Source organism: Xenorhabdus beddingii (assembly GCF_002127545.1).
GTDB lineage: Bacteria > Pseudomonadota > Gammaproteobacteria > Enterobacterales > Enterobacteriaceae > Xenorhabdus > Xenorhabdus beddingii.
Genome location: NZ_MUBK01000011.1, coordinates 102,154 through 121,945 on the forward strand (window position 1 = coordinate 102,154; position 19,792 = coordinate 121,945).

The window sequence follows — 19,792 nt, forward strand, 5'->3', positions numbered from 1 at the left end:
TCAAGAAGATGATTTTCGTCATATAACCACCCAAACTGTCCTTTTCCCCGATGGCTACCCCTTTTTCCTGATAATCCGGCGACGTTTATTAACCAGATCCGGTAATATCGTCTGTGATATACACTGCCACTCAATGTGCTCGACATCGACGCCCTGTTTGACGAAATGGTCAGTCAGCGCGGACTGGCATTGTTGCAGGTACGCAATATCACAGTCCCCTTCCAGACGCAGCAGCAAGTCAGTCTGCGTCAGACGATAATCACTGGTCAGCGGCAAAGTATTGGCAATGATCCGCGAACAGGGATCGGCAAAAAGAGTCACCTTTCCACCATCATGCGCGGGCAAAATCAGTTGATCATCACTGCGCCCTTCAATACGCTCTATCGCCAATGCCGGATTGCCACAAGCACACGGGGTTTTCTTCACCACTAAAATATCATCAAGCTGATAACGCACGATAGGCTGGGATTCCCGTGTGAAATCCGTGATGATTGGGTTAAAGCGTGATCCGTCGATCCATTTTGGTTCAATATGGAGAAATTCTTCATTAAGATGCAATGTGCCATGGGCGCAAGTACAGGCCAAGAAACCCTCTGTTGCCTGATAAATCTCTCCGACTTCCTTAAATACACTCTCCAATAATTGACGATCTTGCGGTTCCAGCACTTCTGCTACCGAAATGACTTTCGCTGGCGAGAGTGACACTTCACCTTGCTGGATCTTCAATGCCAACGCCCGCAACACTTGCGCCGGGGCCACGACAATCGTGGGTTTATACTCCACCAATGCTTGCACCTGCTGATTAAAATCAGCAAACAAATCAAAAAAACGGAAAGATATCCAACGGTTCTGGACGCTCTCGTAGAGGTTGTTTCCCGCCCGTAAAAACAGCGCGACCCGCTCACCGTGAAATAAGCCGTTTGGCAGCATTTTGGCGAGCATGATCCCTGCCCAAATGCTCCGCTCTTTCGGACTGATAACGAAAATACCACGCTGCCCCGATGTGCCCGATGACATACCAACACTGAATTTGCCGACTGTCGGCCTGAAATCTCGTGACTGTTCGCTCAACCGCGCACATTCCAAGAGTTCATCGCGTTTGAGACCTGCCGTATTCATCTGGTCGAAGTTTTCCATCATGATGGCTTTATTCATCAGCGGATATTCCGCCAACGGTAAATCACTATACGCGGCAAAATAGGGACTTTTCATCAGCACATTGCGCCGGAATGCGGCCAACGCTCTCGATTGATGCTGTTCAAGCTGCTGACGGCTGGAAAATTTCCCCTGTTTTCTGGCTCTCCAGTAGTACCAAAGAGAATAGTACCAAAGAGAATAGTACCAAAACGTTTTGAGTATCATTCCAAATCTCCCTCATGACATAACTGGATAAGAACCTGTTTTTGGTCAATCTGGTGCAGCTTATTCAAGGTTTCATAATAGGCTCGGCTATCATCCATGATGATATTTGCCAGCTTTGCAGGCCCACGCAATTCACGGTAGTTACTGGGTGACCACGCCGCATCTCCTGCCAGCAATACCCAGCCCTGTTCGGTCATTACACAGAGTCCGATATGCCCTACGGCATGACCGGGCAAGGGCACAATAAATATCTGTTGCTGGCTATCCGGCACAGCATAACCCTCTCCCAATGCCGCCAATTCGTCGGGCAGTGGACACGGTTCAAATCCTTCATAAAAACGGACTCTGGATTCAAAATCTTCCGGGATCAGCCCCCGTACAAAGGCCCGTTTCAGCGCAGCGATACCCCGTAAATGGCGTGTCTTTTGCCAGCCTTCTCCTGAACAGATGAATTTGGCCTGTGGAAAATCCCGCAATCCAGCAATATGATCACCATGAAAGTGAGAAATAATGATGCCATCAATATCACTGGGTTGAATGCCGTCCTCTTTCAGTTGCATCACCAGTGAGTCTTTGGTGTCAAAGTAAACGGGCGTAACAATGCGATAAAAACGAATGATCCCACTGCGGGTATGATCGTAAAAATGGCTGGCATATCCGGTATCGAGCAACCAGCGTTTATCATTGCACTCCAACAGCCACGCACGGGCAGGGAATTTACATACGCGAAGGCTTGCCCCTTTTAGTGCCATACAGCCGGAATGGGTACAATATCCCACTTCAAAAACACGCATCTTGACCATACTAACCCGCCTGCCCGTCTATCTGTTTCAACCAGTTGGCCGTTAAGTGAATGCCTTCCTCCATGGTATAAACCGGGGCATAGCCCAGCTCTTCCCGCGCTTTTGCCGTGTCCAGCGTCATGGAGTAATAGGCCGCGCCAATACCGTAACGTGTCAGCAACGGCTCTTTTCGGGTAAGCATGGCAATCCCTTCCATAATTGCCGCAACACTATACAGAAGCGGGTAAGGCAATGATTTGATCCGATAACCCAATTTCATCTCGTCAAATAGCTGCCCCAATGTTTGCGCCAGGGGCTGTGGCTGCTGATTGGTAATGTTGTATATCGCGCCACTTTGTAACCCTTCCCGATGGGTCGCCAGCGACATTGCATGGACGACATTCATGACAAAGGTGAGATCCAAGGCATTTTTCCCGCCCGCAGGCAAGGCCATGACTCCCTTGCTGGCCTTAACCTGTGCCATCAGACGCGGCAATAACACTCTGTCATGCGGGCCAAATAATCCACGGGGGCGCAGAATAATGTAAGTGGTTCCGGGATAACTGCCAATCAACTGGAGTACGCTCTCCTCTGCCAAGAATTTCGTTCGGGCATAATCATTCGCGAAACACTGACTGCGTTGATTTTCAGTAACGTGTTGTTGATGTGAAAAATTAAAATAGACGGCCGGGGTGGAGATATGAACAAAGCGCCGGATACCACATATTCCTGCGGCTTGCGCCAACATGTAGGTCGCGGTCAAATTGATGCGCTCAAATTCATCGGGATCGCCCCAGGGAGAGGATTTGGCGGCACAATGCCAAACCGCATCACAATCTGACATCAGTTCAATGGCTTCATCCACGCTTAAGGTTTCCAGTTCGGCACAGCGAAATTCAGCACCCAATTGCGTCAATACCTCTCCCGCCTGCGGATTGCGCCCCGTTGCCACAACCGATTGCCCATCTGATAGCAGGTAGTCTACCGCGTTACGTCCTAAGCCACTTGTTGCGCCGGTGACAAGAATTTTCATGGTTTCAAAATCATCTCACTTAATGAAAGCCCCGCCGCCGTACCCAGCAACATCACATAATCACGGCCATAGTAACGATCTGTTATAATCGCTTCATGCAGTGCTGTTGGAATTGAGGCTGCAACCTGATTGCCACGATAGCGATAGATATTCACAAATCTCTCATCCCTGATATTCAGCCGCTTGCGAATATGTTCCAACCCCAAGTGGCTGGCTTGATGGGGGATGACGGTATCAATATCGGACATCTTAAGATCAGCACTCGCCAGAACCCGTTCGGTAAAACCTTCAATGAGTGAAGCTGTCAGTTTAAACAGCGGCCTGCCCTGCATCTGGAACAGAAAATCACTGTCTTCCATTCCTGAGCGGAGATTCTTGCGGGTTCCCCCGGCGCGGATCTCGCACAACTCAAGACCTTCCGGATAAGTTTCATGTTTGTGGGTCACAATCCCGCTCTTGCCATCCCCCCTTTCAACGATCACACAAGCCGCACCGTCACCAAAAATCAATGAAGACTCTTGGTGTGACCAATCAATGCCACGGGAAGCCATCTCCGCAGAAACAATGGCAATACGTCGATGCTGTTGGGTCGCGAGAAATCCGGCGGCAACATTCAAGGCAGAGATAAAACTGACGCAGCTTGCATTAATATCAAAACAGGCGATCCCGGCCTTTAATTGACTCTCTTTTAAAATATGCGCGGCTGAATAAGGTAAAGCCTGAATGGGTATTGCAGAAGCCGAAATCAGTAGGTCAATCGAATCCGGCGAAATTTGGTGTGTTTGTAACGTATTATGCAGCGCTTCCACCGCCAATTTAGCCTGAGAGGCTGCATAATCAGAGTGATAACGATATTCAATTCCTGAATGCTTTTGTACATAGCCGTTGGGTTTATTTAATTTCAAATCCAGGTCGGATGAATACACTTTATGCTCAGGCAAAGCCGTACCAGAGGCAATGATCTTTAATGGGATCAATTCGTTTGAGTTTTTCATTTTTTTATTACTTCCGAATGTTAATTTTTTGTTTAAATATATTGTCAGAATACGAAGTAATTTCTGATATAGGGCTTAAATCAATTCAGTATTTATCAGATAGTTGATTAAACAGGAAGTGGATATTTATGATACATCATATTACTAAATTGAAATACAGCACTCAGATATATGAAAAATAAAAGGTTTTATTCATTTATCATTTTACTGCCATAAAATTTTTTTAATGAAAAAAACTTTCCATGAGATTTAATCATGGAGTTTGTTGTCTATATGTGAATTAAAAGTCAATGTTATCTTACAAATAAACTCACTTGACTTAATTATTGGAAATAGTCATCTTTTATTTTTATTTCATTAATGAATTATATACGCTACCAACTTCAAAACGTAGGTAACGTAATTTACTCTTTACCAGATAATAAGCAGAATGGGAATAAAATTTTTCTGCAACAGCAAAAGAATAAAGTTAAATAAATAAGTTTTCATAATAGTGATACACTGAAATTCCGAAGATTCCTTACTCCCCGCGCAGCGGGGAGTAAGGAAGTGTTCTACAATTTTGAAATGTCATTTATTACCCACCATTAATTGGAGAATAAAAAACCTCATTAAATAACGCTTCATCCACACTAAAATATGATTATGAAACCCTATTTCATTTAACCTCGAGTGTCCTTATCCGGAATATAATCCCATTGAAATGCAATTCTATTGGAATAAATTTTTAATCATCTTAAATAATTCCCCAGTCACTTCATCATGCAATGGCATTTTATGATTGCTTCTTATTGAAGAAATTCTACTTTAGTATAAATACCCACCTAATTTTATGATTATTAATGAAAAGCACACAATGTCAGCGATAAACGTCATCGAAAGGAAATATTTATGTCATAAAACTGTGATATACACTGATAAAATAAAGACCGGAGATTGTATTATTCCAATATTTTATATGAAAATGACTAATGACACTATTTTTCAGATACCCAAATTTTCAGATACCCCAAATTAACATAAGTTTTATTTAAGATAATAAGTGGAGACCCCCAATGCAGACCCCGATTAAAGCAATCATGGCAGGTATTTTGTTAGCATCGTCAATGTCAGGCATCGCACACGCAGCAGATAAAATTGTTATCGCCCATCGTGGGGCCAGTGGCTACCTGCCTGAGCATACGCTGCCCGCCAAAGCGATGGCCTATGCACAAGGTGCTGATTATCTTGAACAAGATTTGGTGATGACCAAAGATGATCAGCTCATTGTACTGCACGACCATTATCTGGATCGCGTAACGGATGTGGCGGAACGCTTTCCAAACCGTGCCCGTGCCGATGGCCGCTATTATGCGATAGATTTTACCTTACCGGAAATTAAGTCTCTTAAATTCACCGAAGGCTTTGATATCAAAGACGGCAAAAAAGTCCAGGGTTATTCGGGGCGTTTCCCGATGGGGAAATCAGATTTCCGTATTCATACTTTTCAGGAAGAACTGGAGTTTATTCAAGGTCTGAATAAATCCACCGGCAAAGATATTGGTATCTATCCTGAAATCAAGGCACCGTGGTTCCATCGTCAGGAAGGCAAAGATATTACGACCAAGGTGTTGGAAGTGCTAAAACAATATGGCTATACCAAAAAGAGCGATAAAGTTTATCTGCAATGCTTTGATGCCAATGAACTGAAACGCATCAAAAATGAGCTGGAACCGAAACTGGGCATGGATCTGAAACTGATTCAGCTCATCGCTTACACCGACTGGAACGAAACCTACGAGCAAAAACCCGACGGTCAATGGCAAAATTATAGCTATGAATGGATGTTTCAGCCGGGTGCGATGAAAGAAGTGGCAAAATATGCTGACGGCATTGGCCCTGATTATCACATGATGATCGCCAGTGATTCCACGCCAAATAATATTAAGCTGACGGGTATGGTGAAAGAGGCTCACGCCAGCCATTTGGCCGTCCATCCGTACACGATTCGTATCGATCAACTGCCAAAATATGCCACCAACGGAGATCAATTGTTTGATATCGTTTTCAATAAAGCCAATGTTGATGGCGCATTCACCGATTTTCCTGATTTAGCTGTGAAATTTTTGAAAAAACATCACGAACATCAATAAGCGACAAAAATATAATGGGGCAGCCAAGGCTGCCCCATTATGATCAAGAGATCCCCACCGGAAAAGCAATCACCTCACTGATCCGCTCCGCACCCAGTGCCAGCATAATCAGGCGATCAACGCCCAATGCAACGCCAGAACAATCCGGCATACCATGTGCAAGCGCTGCAAGCAGGTATTCATCAATCGGCTGAACAGGCAATCCCATGGCTTCACGCTTACGGTTGTCCTGCTCAAAACGTAAACGCTGTTCATGGCTGTCCGTTAATTCACGGAAGCCATTCGCCAGTTCCATGCCCTTGAAATAGACTTCAAAACGTTGGGCAACCCGATGATCTTCCTTGCTGATTTCTGCCAATGCCGCCTGGGATGCAGGAAAATGATAGATAAATGTCGGTTTTTCAATCCCAATCTGGGTTTCCACGCCCATGACAAAAAGCAATTGCAGCAAGGTATCCCGATCTTCTTCTTGATCCGCGATATTACTGAGATCGAGTTTTGCCGCCACCTCACGCAACTTTTCTTTACTGGCCGTAAGGGGGTCGATATCCAGATATCGAATGAATGCCTGTTGGTAAGACAGTGATTCGGCACTTTCACAATCCAGGATCTGCTGCAATAAATCATCCACTTCATTCATCAAGTGGTACATGTCGTAATGCGGGCGATACCACTCCAGCATGGTGAATTCCGGGTTATGATGGCGACCCGCTTCCTCATTACGGAAACTTTTTCCCATCTGATAAATGGAGCCACTGCCAGCGGCCAGCAAACGTTTCATGTGGTATTCAGGGCTGGTCATCAGGTACAGAGTCAAGCCATCTGCCGCTCCCGGCCCGACAAACCGTGTCTGGAACGGTACCAGATGAACGTCGGTGACAGTCGCCTGACTCATGGCCGGTGTTTCAACCTCCAACACCCCACGATCTGCGAAAAAGCGCCGTATTTCTGCTAAAATCTCCGCCTTTTTCAATAAATTGGCGATAGGGGCACTTGGCTGCCAATTCGCGACTTTGTTCATGTTCCAATGACTCCAAAATAAAACAAAACGCGCAGTTTACCCGCATCAAGCCAGCCAGACAATTCATTGTCTACAATTTATTCATAAACGGATCCTTTATACCATGCATTTTTCAATGTGTGGCTTTCTTGTTTATGTTCATTGTCCATTTATTTATACCGAAAATATGGATGCCCATCTCCACACTCTGCAAGAGCTTTCTACGACTCCTTTTAGTTTTATTTTGATAAAAATTAATAAAAAGTTAATAAAAAACATCAGCATCAATTACACTACGATAACACCTGTAATATACTTTTCACCGTGAGCACCAATAAATCCATTGGTTTTCAGTGTCACTTTCCTCTCATTAATTAAAGATAAGAATAACGTTAGGTATACTCCTCCTCCTTCTATTTGCCCATCGGGATAATTTAAATAAAAGTCGCTATACATATATCCTTGATAATCTTTAAATGTCACTTTGACATTGTTCATTGATTTAGATGAAAGCTTAGGATAAGTTTCCAATTCCACTATGTATACATTTCCATAATATTCAGGCTCGTTTAAGACTTCAGTTTTGTCACTCATAACAATACTCCTTAAGACAATCACTTACATAAAAATAGAATATAACATTCACACCTATCCATTAGTGATTAAATTAATATCCATGACAAACAAAATCCATCGGATATATATTTAATTTAGTCAACAAGTTCTATTTTGTCAAAAAATACTTTCATTGTCAGACTTAATTTCAATTCTGTTTATCAATAAAAAAATGATTACTATATTTTATCTTTTATTCTTTATTTTGAATTTTTATCTATTAAAATCAAACTATACACACAGTGAAACCATTAAGTCCATTAATCCGATTTATTAGTCAATGGATTTTTATTTTTATATTAGTTTATAGTAAAAAGACCATTATTATCCCAATCAATGAGTTTCAGATTTTACAGTTATATAAATCAAACTGATGAATAAATTTCCCTATTAACACCGGCTCATTCAAATAAGAAAAAACATGCGATAGATCACATTTTATCAGTGAAATTCGACAAAACCCACATCCATATCAAGTTTATCCTCTTTTTAACCCGTTATAATTAAGCCATATAAAGAGTAAAGGGTTATGAAACTAACGCGTTAAACCCGAAAAATTTATCTATAACACTCGGTCAAACAAGAAAAAATGTCTCTACAAAATGGCAGGGATAAAAAAATGACGAGTGAGAATACATTGGGTCTTCTGAGAAAAATTTACTCATTTCGTTTAATCATTCACCTGAACAATGGAGAAGCGCAGTGCAAACCGTCAATGTCGACCTCGCGATTATCGGAGCCGGTGGTGCAGGGCTACGAGCAGCCATCGCTGCGGCTGAAGCCAATCCCCGGCTCAAAATTGCCCTGATCTCAAAAGTTTATCCCATGCGTAGCCACACAGTGGCAGCCGAAGGGGGATCAGCCGCTGTCACTCAATCGCATGATTCTTATGACTTTCACTTCAATGACACGGTATCCGGTGGTGACTGGCTGTGTGAACAAGATGTGGTTGAGTATTTCGTCCAACATTGCCCGACAGAAATGATCCAACTGGAACAATGGGGCTGCCCGTGGAGCCGCAAGGACGATGGCTCGGTGAACGTGCGTCGTTTCGGTGGCATGAAAATTGAGCGTACATGGTTTGCCGCCGATAAAACGGGCTTCCATATGCTCCATACGCTGTTCCAGACTTCCCTCAAATATCCGCAAATCCAGCGCTTTGATGAGCATTTTGTCCTCGACATTCTGGTGGATGAAGGGCAAGCGCGCGGGTTAGTTGCGCTGAATATGATGGAAGGAACGCGGGTTCAGATCCGCGCCAATGCGATCATTATGGCGACGGGCGGAGCCGGGCGGGTATACCGCTATAACACCAATGGCGGCATTGTCACGGGTGATGGCATGGGGATCGCATTCCGGCACGGCGTCCCCTTGCGCGATATGGAATTTGTGCAATATCACCCAACCGGTCTGCCGGGTTCCGGTATTCTGATGACCGAAGGCTGTCGTGGTGAAGGCGGGATTCTGGTGAACAAGGAAGGTTATCGTTATCTACAGGATTATGGCTTAGGGCCAGAGACACCTCTTGGGCAACCGGAAAACAAATATATGGAATTAGGCCCGCGCGACAAGGTGTCTCAGGCATTCTGGCATGAATGGCGGGCAGGTCGCACCATCGCCACGCCACGCGGCGATGTGGTGTATTTGGATTTGCGCCATTTGGGCGAGAAAAAACTGCTCGAACGTCTGCCGTTTATTTGTGAGCTGGCAAAAGCCTATGTCGGCGTTGACCCGGTTAAAGAGCCTATTCCTGTCCGTCCAACGGCGCATTACACCATGGGCGGGATCGAAACGAATCAGCGGTGCGAAACCCGAATCAAAGGGTTATTTGCCATCGGTGAATGTTCGTCTGTTGGCCTGCATGGTGCAAACCGACTCGGCTCTAACTCGCTGGCCGAATTGGTTGTTTTTGGCCGTCTGGCGGGTGTTGAGGCGGTCAGACATATTCAGGAAATCAACAACCCCGCCAACGATAACCTATTAAATGCCCAAGCCCGTGATGTTGAAGAGAAACTCAACCAACTGCTCAACCAGAAGGGCGGTGAAAACTGGGCGAAAATCCGCGATGAACTGGGAACATCCATGGAAGAAGGGTGCGGTATTTACCGTACCCCAGAGCTAATGCAGAAAACCATCGACAAAATTGCACAATTGAAAGAACGTTTCAAACACATCGAAATCAGCGACCGTTCCAGCGTGTTCAATACAGATCTGCTCTATACCATTGAGCTGGGATTTGGTTTAGATGTCGCTGAATGTATGGCACATTCCGCCATGAACCGCAAAGAGTCACGTGGTGCCCACCAGCGCCTTGATGCCGGTTGTACTGAACGGGACGACCAAAATTTCTTGAAGCATACATTGGCTTTCTATAATCCTGAAGGTGCCCCCCGTCTGGAATACAGTGAAGTCAAGATCACCCAATCCCCGCCGGCTAAACGTGTCTATGGCGGCGAAGCGGCGGCACAAGAGAAAAAAACAGAAGGAGTAAGCGAATGACTGAGATGAAAAATCTGAAAATGGAGGTCATGCGCTATAACCCGGAAATTGACAGTGAGCCTTATTTTGTCACTTATGAAGTGCCTTACGATGAGCAAACCTCATTGCTGGATGCGTTGGGCTACATTAAAGACAATCTGGCCCCTGACCTTTCTTACCGTTGGTCTTGCCGCATGGCAATCTGTGGTTCCTGCGGCATGATGGTGAACCGGGTACCCAAACTGGCCTGCAAAATTTTCCTGCGTGATTACACACAAGGAATGAAAGTTGAAGCGCTGGGGAATTTCCCGATTGAGCGGGATTTGGTGGTGGATATGACGCACTTTATTGAAAGTCTGGAAGCCATCAAACCCTATATCATCGGCAATGATCGCAAACCGGCTGATGGCCCGAACGTGCAGACCCCTGCCCAGATGGCAAAATACCACCAATTTTCAGGTTGTATCAACTGTGGGCTGTGCTACGCCGCCTGCCCGCAATTTGGTCTGAATCCTGAGTTCATTGGGCCGGCAGCGATCACACTGGCACATCGCTATAACCTTGATAACCGCGATAATGGCAAGAAAGAGCGCATGCCGCCAATCAACAGTGACAACGGGGTCTGGTCTTGTACTTTCGTGGGTTACTGTTCTGAAGTGTGTCCGAAACATGTTGATCCGGCGGGCGCTATTCAGCAGAGCAAGGCGGAAAGCGCCAAAGATTTCCTTATTTCTATGCTGAAACCACAATAAGGGGGAGAGAGTAATGACAACGAAACGTAAACCTTATGTGCGCAACATGGAAGCGAATTGGTGGCGCAAGCTGGGATTTTATCGTTTTTATATGCTGCGTGAAGGAACATCCGTTCCTGCTATTTGGTTCAGCTTGCTGATGCTTTACGGTGTATTTGCCTTGAAAAACGGCCCGGAAAGCTGGGCGGATTTTGTCTCTTTCCTGCAACATCCCATCGTATTGCTGATGAATATGATCACCCTGCTGGCCGCCTTGCTGCATACGAAAACGTGGTTTGAACTGGCTCCCAAGGCACTCAATATCATTGTCAGAAATGAAAAAATGTCACCGGCCCCGATGATCAAACTACTTTGGGCAACCACCATTATTGCTACCGCCGTGATCCTCGGTGTGGCACTACTTTTCTAATCCCAAGGAGAATCTGATGAATCAAGTCCCTAAGCGTTCCGATGAGCCGATTTTCTGGGGTCTGTTTGGTGCCGGTGGGATGTGGAGTGCCATTGTTGGCCCTGCGATTATCCTGCTGCTGGGCATTCTGCTACCACTGGGGCTGGCCCCCGAAGCACTGTCCTATGAACGTATTCTGACATTCTGCCAGAGCTTTATTGGCCGTCTCTTTTTGCTGCTGATGATCTGCCTGCCGCTTTGGTGCGGAATGCACCGCATCCACCATGGAATGCACGATCTGCAAATTCATGTTCCTGCCGGTAAGTGGGTATTTTATGGTTCAGCGGCTATTCTGAGTGTTGTCGCTGTGATTGGAATTTTTACACTGTAACTGTCATTACGATAATTGGACCCATCCTGAGAATAAGTCTGCGGATCAACCGCAGACTTATTTATACAAGGACTTATTTATACAAGGACTTATTTATACAAGAAGTATGGTCGAAAAACTTAAGACATTTTCATCAGAACTTATAAGAAATTGTCGCTTTATAAGTCCGGCCTTTCTCTTCCTGTCCTTGATAATTTTTCAAATAATAAGAGTGTTCGTTATGACGTTTGTCGAAGACATTGTCGATGCCAAACAGAAGTTCTGCATTTTTAAATGTACCGGTTTTTGGCGCCCAAGAGATATACATATTGCTTACGCCATATCCTGATTTATGTACGTCGACAATCTTCCCGTCAGATTTTCCTTTTGAGTTTTTTGACATAACAAAGCGAGAGCTCCAGCCCAGCTCAATGTCAGTTTTGTCGAATAAATAACTGCCACCTACAGTGATAGAGTCACCTACTGAGGGTGTAAACTCCAATCCTTTATCAAATAACGCATTACTACCTTGAATAATCTTGTTATTGGCTTTGGCATAAGTAGCTTTTAAAGACACATTGTCAAGTTTATAGCCGGTCGCTAATTCAAATCCTTCCAGTCTGGCTTTCGGGATATTATGGAGTTCACTCTTGGCTAACGTTGTAGACAGGTTTTTAAAATTCGTCTGGAATACTTTACCTGAGATACTCAGCGAGTCATTGTCAGCAAAAACTTCAGGATAAGAACCTGCCAATCCCGTTTCCAAATTGTAACCGGTTGTCGCTGTCAGGTTATTATCATGATTGGATAACCCCATCAGCTCCTTACCCAATGGACCTCTAAAGAGTTCGGTGTAATTGGCAAATAATGTTGTGGACGCGCCAAGCTCATATTTCAAGCCGAGTGCTTTTGAGAAGCGAGCATAGGTTCTCTCAAACGATTCATGTTTCTTATTAAGGGTATGATATTTGTAGTGATCCCATCGGATACCCGGAATAACATGAAAATCAGCCAATTGAATATCATCCTCTAAGTAAATAGAGGATGCGTTGCCTTTTTCGACTTCTTTATCCTGTGCATTTTTATCTACATCAGTGAATGACATCCTGGTATCAAAATATTCATATCCGTAGGTTAAAGCGTGGGAAAGTTTTTGGGTATCAAAACTGGAGATATTGCGAACCTTAATACCCTGGGTTTCAGCAATACTATCAAATCCTTTCCCATTTCCGCTTATAGGCTCCATATGGGTGGAAGTTTGCTTAGTTTGATAGGCGGATATTTTTAAATCAATGAAGTCATTATCGACTGGCGTATATTTATAAGTGATATTGTGAGTATCACGGTTGATAGCATACTTTCTCTTGTCTTTCCCAGCATTGATATTTTGCCCGAAATTTAATCTTTGATTGGTGACGGCATTATTCCAATAATGTTCTTTTGATACATTAATGTACTGATCATCTGTCAGATTAAATTTCGCTTTTAATAAATAATTAAACAGCTTGCCATCGGTAGGAATAGGATCACGACCCCGGTCATCCCGACCAGATTTAGAATCGTGGATATTACGATGGTTAATATAACCTAATAAATCCACAGCACCCAACCGGCCATAGGTCGCCAGGGATTTTTGGAATTCAGCGCCATTGCTTGAGTAGTTTAATTTTCCTTTGGCACCCAATAATTGTCCCGGCTCCAACAAATCACCGGCATCAACAGTCTCAAATTTTAAGGCGCCACCAAGAGCACCGGTATCATAGGTAATGCTGTTACTACCGACCTTGATATCGACCTGCTTTAACATTTCAGGATCTATGCCGTAATTTCCTGAATGGTGGAAGTGATATCCTTCTTGCCTTGCGCCATCAATCGTCACGTTGATGAATTGATCATCCATGCCACGGATTTTGAAGCGTTGCCCTAAAGCACTAGGATGACCGGCCTGTACGCCCGGTACATTCTTCAAAATCTCACCGACACTTTGTGCCTGTTTGACCTTGATTTCATTACGGCTGACTTTTCTATCTTCTGGTGTATCTTGTGAATTATTATCCGCAATAATAACCAGTGTATCGCCAGTGTTAGACGATTTTTTAGTCGTGTTTTCAGTACTTGCAAATGCGTTGGTGGAAATAGCGACGGTCAGCATAGATGCCGACATCAAAGGAACACACAGGCTATTTTTAGCCAGGCTGGTGTAAATTTTGTTAATTTTAGACATTTATTTTCAATCAAAGATACTATTGAGAATAGTTATTATTTATATTTCTACGGTAAATGTAAATAACTTTAAAGATGAGTATGGAAAATATTTGGATGTGAGGGGCAGGATCAACAGATCCTGCTATTTTGAACGTGACGACCCGAACTTGACTACCCGATGTTAGCCAGAACACTCTCTGCATTCTGATAACTCCCTGCTTGCGCACAGAATGTGATTTTTCCTGAACGATGAGCATGGATTTGTACTTCCATTTTCATGGCTTCCATAACGGCAATCACATCGCCTGCATTGACTTGCTCCCCTTCTTTTACCATCCAACAATGCAGGATACCGGAAATAGGGGATTTTACCTGGCGGGGATCTTCCGGCAGTTGTTCCTTTATGGCAGACGAAGAAAATGGCTGTTCACCAACAGGAGCCAAATGTGCCAACCCCGCCAATAAATCCGATGGCACCCCCAATTCATGCCTGCGACCATCAATTTCAATAAATGTCCGGATGATGCCTTGATCTGCTTTTACCGCCTGACGGGGTGAACTTTCCAATTCATTGGCAAAATCGGTCTCAATCCAGCGGGTATGAACATGAAATTCATCGGGGGAAACAAAATCAGGGTGTTCCATTACAGCTTGATGAAAGGGCAATACTGATGATACCCCTCCTATCTTGAACTCCCGCAATGCCCGGCGAGCGCGAAAAATAGCCTGTTCACGAGTGGCTCCCGTGACAATCAATTTAGCCATCAGAGAATCAAAAGTAGCCGGAATGCGGGAGCCATTCACAACTCCCGAGTCCAAGCGAATACCGGGGCCAGAAGGTGGAGTAAATTCGCTGATTGTCCCAGAAGTCGGCAAAAAGCCTTTTCCTGCATCTTCCGCGTTAATGCGAAATTCAAATGAATGCCCTCTTGGGACTGGTGCTTCCTGAATGCTCAACGGGTAACCCTCTGCCACTCGCAACTGTTCAATGACCAGATCGAGACCCGTTGTTTCTTCCGTTACAGGATGCTCTACCTGTAAGCGAGTGTTCACTTCCAAGAAAGAAAGCGTTCCATCTGCACTTAACAGGAATTCTACGGTTCCAGCCCCGACATAATTGGCTTGTGCGCAAATTGCTTTTGCTGATTGGTGAATGCGTTCCCTTTGCTCCCGAGTCAAAAATGGCGCGGGGGCTTCTTCCACCAATTTCTGATTCCGCCGCTGCAAGGAACAATCACGGGTTCCCAGCACGACAACCTGTCCGTGTTTATCCGCGATCACTTGCGCTTCTATATGACGAGGTTTATCTAAGAATTGCTCAATGAAGCATTCCCCTCGCCCAAATGCGGCGGTCGCCTCACGAACGGCCGAATGATAAAGCTCTGCCACTTCATCCAGTCGCCAGGCCACTTTCAATCCACGTCCACCGCCACCAAATGCCGCTTTAATGGCAATCGGCAAGCCATGTTGTTCGGCAAAAGCGATAACTTCCTGTACCTCTTTGACCGGTTCTGCTGTCCCAACGACCAAGGGTGCTCCCACTTTCTGGGCCAGTTTACGTGCCTTAACTTTATCACCCAGCTCATCAATGGTTTCAGGGTTAGGGCCAACCCAAATCAATCCTGCCTCTATCACGGCTCTGGCAAACTCCGCCCGTTCAGACAAAAAGCCATAACCCGGATGTACCATCGTGGCACCCGACTGCTTCGCCACTGCCAGTAAACGAGGAATATTCAGGTAAGTTTCTGCTGGGCTATTTCCTCCCAGCGCATAAGCCTCATCAGCCAATTGCACATGCGGCGCATCAATATCAACCTCGGCATAAACAGCGATTGACTGTATGCCATAATCACGACAAGCACGAATAATGCGAACAGCAATTTCACCACGGTTGGCAATCAGCACTTTTTTAGCATTCATAGTCAATCTTTGCTCCCTTGAATTTCATGGAATTGGCTGATGGGATTAAATCGGATTTTGGCGTTAACGGGGATCTGACCTGCAAGGTCAAGGTGATAATCTGCCACTGAAGCAATAACCGGATATCCGCCTGTCAGGGGATGATCAGCCAAGAATAAAACGGGTTGCCCACTGGCGGGAATTTGAATCGCGCCCGCACAGGTTCCTTCGCTGGGCAACTCTTGCTGATTAATGCGCGATAGTGAGCACTCACCATTTAATCGCAGGCCAATTCGATTCGATTGAGGGGTGACTTGCCAGGTTTGCTCACTCAATAATTCAATGCCTTCTTGAGTAAACCAATCTGTACGAGGGCCAAGGATGATATCTAATACTACGACCTGATTGTTATTTGGCATGTCAAAAGCCGGTGTTTCAGAAAAAGATACCGCTCCACAGTGGGAAGTTGCCCCGATGGCTAATTTGTCGGACGTTTTTAAAGGTGCAGGCCCAATATTGGATAACGTATCAAATGAGTGGCTGGATAAGACATCAGCAACCGCAAAACCCCCTCTCACCGCCAAATAAGAACGCAGTCCAGCCGTAGGGAGACCTAACGAAATCTCATCACCATTGTTTAAGTCAATCGGTTGGTAAGTATTCACATAGAAAATTTCACCCGCTGGGGTTTTGATTTCTATTGGACATGATGCCCCTGTTATCGCCAACACCATCTGCCCATGAGCGATAGCCTTAAACCCGCCTTGCACGATCTCCAAGCAGGCTTGATCGGAGGAATTGCCAACAATGCGGTTTGCACAACGCAGGGCACTTTTATCCATCGCCCCAGATTCTGAGATGCCTAACCCTGATTGACCCACCCGCCCCAAATCCTGAAACAAGGTTTGCAAGCCCACTGACAAAATTTCCAAATGACAAGCAGTCGCGGGCACGGGTACAGAAACCGTATTTTTGATCGTGGTTTTGACCGCAGTTTTTGGCAAATTCACCGTGACAGGGGAATGTTCAACATCCTGAAAGTTAACGCGATAGCCCGGTTGCAATAAGGCGGGGGAAGGACGGGAAAGATCCCACATACGTTCGGTGGTCATTCCGATAATTTGCCATCCTCCGGGGCTTGCCTGTGGGTAAACGCTGCTGAACTCTCCCGCCAGTGCAACTGCACCAGCAGGAATGCGCGTTCGAGGTGTTTTACGACGAGGAATATTCCACTGCGAGGTCTCTGACACCATATAAGCAAAGCCGGGAGCAAACCCAGTAAAAGCCACGGTATATTCATTTTCCGTATGTTGGCGAATAACTTCCGCAACCGTGATCCCCAGTATTTCAGCAACGATTGAAAGATCATCGCCATTATAATGCACTGGGATTGTTATCTTTTGTCCTGTCTCAGGTTCTCGCTCCAGCAAATCACGGTTACTGATTTCTGCCACTATGATTTCTGCCACTAATTGTTGAGCTGATATTTTTGTCGGCCGGAAGCGCACCATCAAAGTTCTCGCTGCCGGAATAATTTCTTCAATCCCCAGAACAGGAGCAACATGCAGTGAATCAAGCAGTGCCAATGTTTCTGCCAGTCCACCCAACTCAACCATGATGGTATTGAAATTAACAGGTAAAAAGCGCAAGACTATCCCCCCTAAATCATCAAACGTGCCAGTGCGATCCCTATTTATGGATGAATAAATGGTTATGGATGAATAAATGGTCGAATGGTAATTCCTGCCTGCTGCAAAACGGTTCTGACCTGTTTTGCCATTTCTACTGCACCAGGGCTATCACCATGTACGCATATAGAATCTGCCTGGATAGGTGTAAATTTTCCATCAATCGATTCAACACCGCCCTCTGTTACCAGTTGCAGCATTCGTTGAGCAACAAGCTCTGCGTCATGCAGAACAGAACCCACTTCACGACGGGCAACGAGTTCTCCCTGCGAGGTATAAGCACGATCAGCAAAGGCTTCTGCGATGGTTTTTAATCCTCTTTCCTGCGCTAATTTGAGAATATTTGAGCCGGCCAAACCAACCAATGCGAGACGGGGATCCATCGCCAAAATACCTTCAATCACAGCAATTGCCTGATATTCATCATTCGCGATGGTGTTATAAAGCGCGCCGTGGGGTTTGACATAACTTACCTTTGTGCCCGCCGCCGCCGCCAATCCTTGCAAGGCACCAATCTGGTAAATAACATCAGCAGTAAGTTCATGGCTGGCAATATCCATTTTACGCCGCCCAAAACCCACCAAATCGGGATAGGAAACATGGGCACCTATCGCGACATGATTTTTCTGCGCCGATTTCAATGTCCGCAAAATCCCTACCGGATCACCCGCATGAAAACCGCAGGCAACATTGGCACTACTGACAATTCCCAATATTTCTTCATCGTCCCCCATGTGCCATTGGCCGAAACTTTCACCGAGATCACTATTTAAATCGATTGTTTTTATCATGATGATTTCCTTAAGCTGATTTCAAAAACTCAAAGATTGAATCGATAAACATGGCGTCCATATACCACGTCAATAACCATAGACCCTGTCATTGTTATTGTGCTGATTGTTTTTCAAGCAACATTCATACCATTGTGGAACCAAAAACAGAAAATTGTTTAATAACAGCAAAAATATTGTTCAACAATAAATATGATCTGATGAGGGAATAAGCAAACAAAATTGTGTTATCAATTGCAGAACTCCAATAGAGATCACTTTATTAACATTTTCTGTTGAATTTATTACCGCAATGCACAATTCAGATGCAAGAAATGCAACCTAATTACCCTATCTTGGTTCAAGGACGATAACTTGCTGGTTATCTGGGAATATGTGAAGATTCTCTTTTATTGCGCGTCGAAGGTATTTGGTATCAGCCACTGACTTAACGGATCACTATGAAAAAAGACCATTCTCCCCAAATTTTGAGTAAAAGGATCGCCGAAACGATAAGAAATAAGCTGGTTATTGGGGAGCTATTACCGGGACAACGGCTGTCAGAAGCGGCAATGAGTGAACAACTTGAAATTTCACGAAATACATTACGTGAAGTGTTCCGTCTTCTCACCCAAGAAGGACTGCTGAAACATGAACCTAACCGTGGTGTGTTTGTCGCCATTCCCGATATTGCATCAATTATTGATATCTATCGAATTCGGCAACTGATTGAATGTCAGGCTTTGGCTCAGGCTTATCCCATGCATCCCAGCGTTGCCAAAATGAAACAGGTCGTTGAAATAGCTCGGCAATGCCGTGAGAAACAAGATTGGATTGGTGCCGGAACGGAAAATATGCGCTTTCATGCCGCAATCGTGGAATTAACCGATAGTGAAAGGCTAATCGCTTTCTATCGCAATATCTCCGCAGAACTCCGCCTGGCTTTTGGTATTTTGAATAATCCTGAACTTTTGTATGCACCCTATATCGATAAGAATGCACATATTCTGGAACTGCTGAATTCAGGGCAAAATGAACTCGCTGCTGACAAAATGAAAGGCTATTTGGAATTATCGGAAAGGACAATTCTTGCCGCTTATACGCGTAAAGATAATTACCATCCATGAAAAAACCAGAATGCAAGGCGGATTATGTTATTTGCTTGAATAAAAATTCCAAACGCAAAAAAGCCATCCGCTGACGGATGGCTTTTCTGACTAATTGATGTCTGGCAGTTCCCTACTCTCACATGGGGAGACCCCACACTACCATCGGCGCTACGGCGTTTCACTGCTGAGTTCGGCATGGGGTCAGGTGGGACCA

16 protein-coding genes and 1 rRNA gene are annotated in these 19,792 nt (G+C 44.9%); 6 read left to right on the forward strand and 11 right to left on the reverse strand.

What is annotated here, in order from left to right; translation table 11 throughout:
• Positions 1–54 precede the first annotated feature (54 nt).
• The 4 genes from Xbed_RS08535 to Xbed_RS08550 are packed head-to-tail and all read right to left on the reverse strand — an operon-like array spanning position 55 to position 4,172.
• Positions 55–1,362, reverse strand: coding sequence for a F390 synthetase-related protein (locus Xbed_RS08535; protein ID WP_086112502.1), 1,308 nt, complete (start codon positions 1,360–1,362; stop codon positions 55–57).
• Positions 1,359–2,165: an MBL fold metallo-hydrolase gene (locus tag Xbed_RS08540; RefSeq protein WP_086112503.1), complete on the reverse strand. Its 807-nt coding sequence runs from the start codon at positions 2,163–2,165 to the stop codon at positions 1,359–1,361. The genes Xbed_RS08535 and Xbed_RS08540 overlap by 4 nt, the downstream gene beginning before the upstream one ends.
• Before the next feature lies 1 nt (position 2,166).
• On the reverse strand, positions 2,167–3,177 hold the full coding sequence (locus Xbed_RS08545; RefSeq protein ID WP_086112504.1) for an NAD-dependent epimerase/dehydratase family protein: 1,011 nt from the start codon (positions 3,175–3,177) through the stop codon (positions 2,167–2,169).
• A complete protein-coding gene (locus Xbed_RS08550; protein ID WP_086112506.1) occupies positions 3,174–4,172 on the reverse strand; it encodes a 3-oxoacyl-[acyl-carrier-protein] synthase III C-terminal domain-containing protein in 999 nt (332 codons plus the stop codon). Before Xbed_RS08550 ends, Xbed_RS08545 begins: the two co-directional genes overlap by 4 nt.
• 1,055 nt (positions 4,173–5,227) lie before the next feature.
• Between Xbed_RS08550 and glpQ the strand changes: the two genes are divergently transcribed.
• Positions 5,228–6,304 (forward strand): glycerophosphodiester phosphodiesterase, encoded by a 1,077-nt coding sequence (gene glpQ / locus Xbed_RS08560; RefSeq protein WP_086112508.1) that lies wholly within the window; start codon positions 5,228–5,230, stop codon positions 6,302–6,304.
• Positions 6,305–6,347: 43 nt separating this feature from the next.
• Here glpQ and epmA read toward each other — a convergent pair whose 3' ends face one another.
• A complete protein-coding gene (epmA, locus tag Xbed_RS08565) occupies positions 6,348–7,325 on the reverse strand; it encodes an elongation factor P--(R)-beta-lysine ligase (RefSeq protein WP_086112509.1) in 978 nt (325 codons plus the stop codon).
• A 267-nt stretch (positions 7,326–7,592) separates the two neighbouring features.
• Positions 7,593–7,898 carry a hypothetical protein gene (locus tag Xbed_RS08570; protein WP_086112510.1) on the reverse strand — a complete coding sequence of 102 codons (306 nt, stop codon included), beginning with the start codon at positions 7,896–7,898 and terminating at the stop codon, positions 7,593–7,595.
• A 723-nt stretch (positions 7,899–8,621) separates the two neighbouring features.
• Between Xbed_RS08570 and frdA the strand changes: the two genes are divergently transcribed.
• The 4 genes from frdA to frdD are packed head-to-tail and all read left to right on the forward strand — an operon-like array spanning position 8,622 to position 11,928.
• On the forward strand, positions 8,622–10,418 hold the full coding sequence (gene frdA, locus Xbed_RS08575) for a fumarate reductase (quinol) flavoprotein subunit (RefSeq protein WP_086112511.1): 1,797 nt from the start codon (positions 8,622–8,624) through the stop codon (positions 10,416–10,418).
• A complete protein-coding gene (locus Xbed_RS08580; RefSeq protein WP_086112512.1) occupies positions 10,415–11,149 on the forward strand; it encodes a succinate dehydrogenase/fumarate reductase iron-sulfur subunit in 735 nt (244 codons plus the stop codon). Before frdA ends, Xbed_RS08580 begins: the two co-directional genes overlap by 4 nt.
• A gap of 13 nt (positions 11,150–11,162) precedes the next feature.
• On the forward strand, positions 11,163–11,558 hold the full coding sequence (frdC, locus tag Xbed_RS08585) for a fumarate reductase subunit FrdC (protein WP_086112513.1): 396 nt from the start codon (positions 11,163–11,165) through the stop codon (positions 11,556–11,558).
• A gap of 16 nt (positions 11,559–11,574) precedes the next feature.
• Positions 11,575–11,928 carry a fumarate reductase subunit FrdD gene (gene frdD, locus Xbed_RS08590; protein WP_086112514.1) on the forward strand — a complete coding sequence of 118 codons (354 nt, stop codon included), beginning with the start codon at positions 11,575–11,577 and terminating at the stop codon, positions 11,926–11,928.
• Positions 11,929–12,061: 133 nt separating this feature from the next.
• Here frdD and Xbed_RS08595 read toward each other — a convergent pair whose 3' ends face one another.
• From Xbed_RS08595 to Xbed_RS08610, 4 genes are all read right to left on the reverse strand, one after another.
• Positions 12,062–14,131: a TonB-dependent receptor domain-containing protein gene (locus Xbed_RS08595; protein ID WP_086112515.1), complete on the reverse strand. Its 2,070-nt coding sequence runs from the start codon at positions 14,129–14,131 to the stop codon at positions 12,062–12,064.
• A gap of 152 nt (positions 14,132–14,283) precedes the next feature.
• Positions 14,284–16,032, reverse strand: a complete 1,749-nt coding sequence (locus tag Xbed_RS08600; RefSeq protein ID WP_086112517.1) for an ATP-binding protein — start codon at positions 16,030–16,032, stop codon at positions 14,284–14,286.
• 2 nt (positions 16,033–16,034) lie between these two features.
• On the reverse strand, positions 16,035–17,660 hold the full coding sequence (locus Xbed_RS08605) for a 5-oxoprolinase subunit B/C family protein (RefSeq protein WP_086112518.1): 1,626 nt from the start codon (positions 17,658–17,660) through the stop codon (positions 16,035–16,037).
• Positions 17,661–17,722: 62 nt separating this feature from the next.
• Positions 17,723–18,490 carry a LamB/YcsF family protein gene (locus Xbed_RS08610; RefSeq protein WP_086112519.1) on the reverse strand — a complete coding sequence of 256 codons (768 nt, stop codon included), beginning with the start codon at positions 18,488–18,490 and terminating at the stop codon, positions 17,723–17,725.
• Between the two features lie 440 nt (positions 18,491–18,930).
• Between Xbed_RS08610 and Xbed_RS08615 the strand changes: the two genes are divergently transcribed.
• The gene (locus tag Xbed_RS08615; protein ID WP_086112521.1) at positions 18,931–19,596 is read left to right on the forward strand and encodes a GntR family transcriptional regulator; all 666 of its coding nucleotides are present in this window, start codon (positions 18,931–18,933) and stop codon (positions 19,594–19,596) included.
• A 99-nt stretch (positions 19,597–19,695) separates the two neighbouring features.
• On the opposite strand, the gene rrf is transcribed toward Xbed_RS08615, so the two are convergent.
• Positions 19,696–19,792: ribosomal RNA gene (rrf, locus tag Xbed_RS08620) — 5S ribosomal RNA — on the reverse strand; the annotation flags it as partial.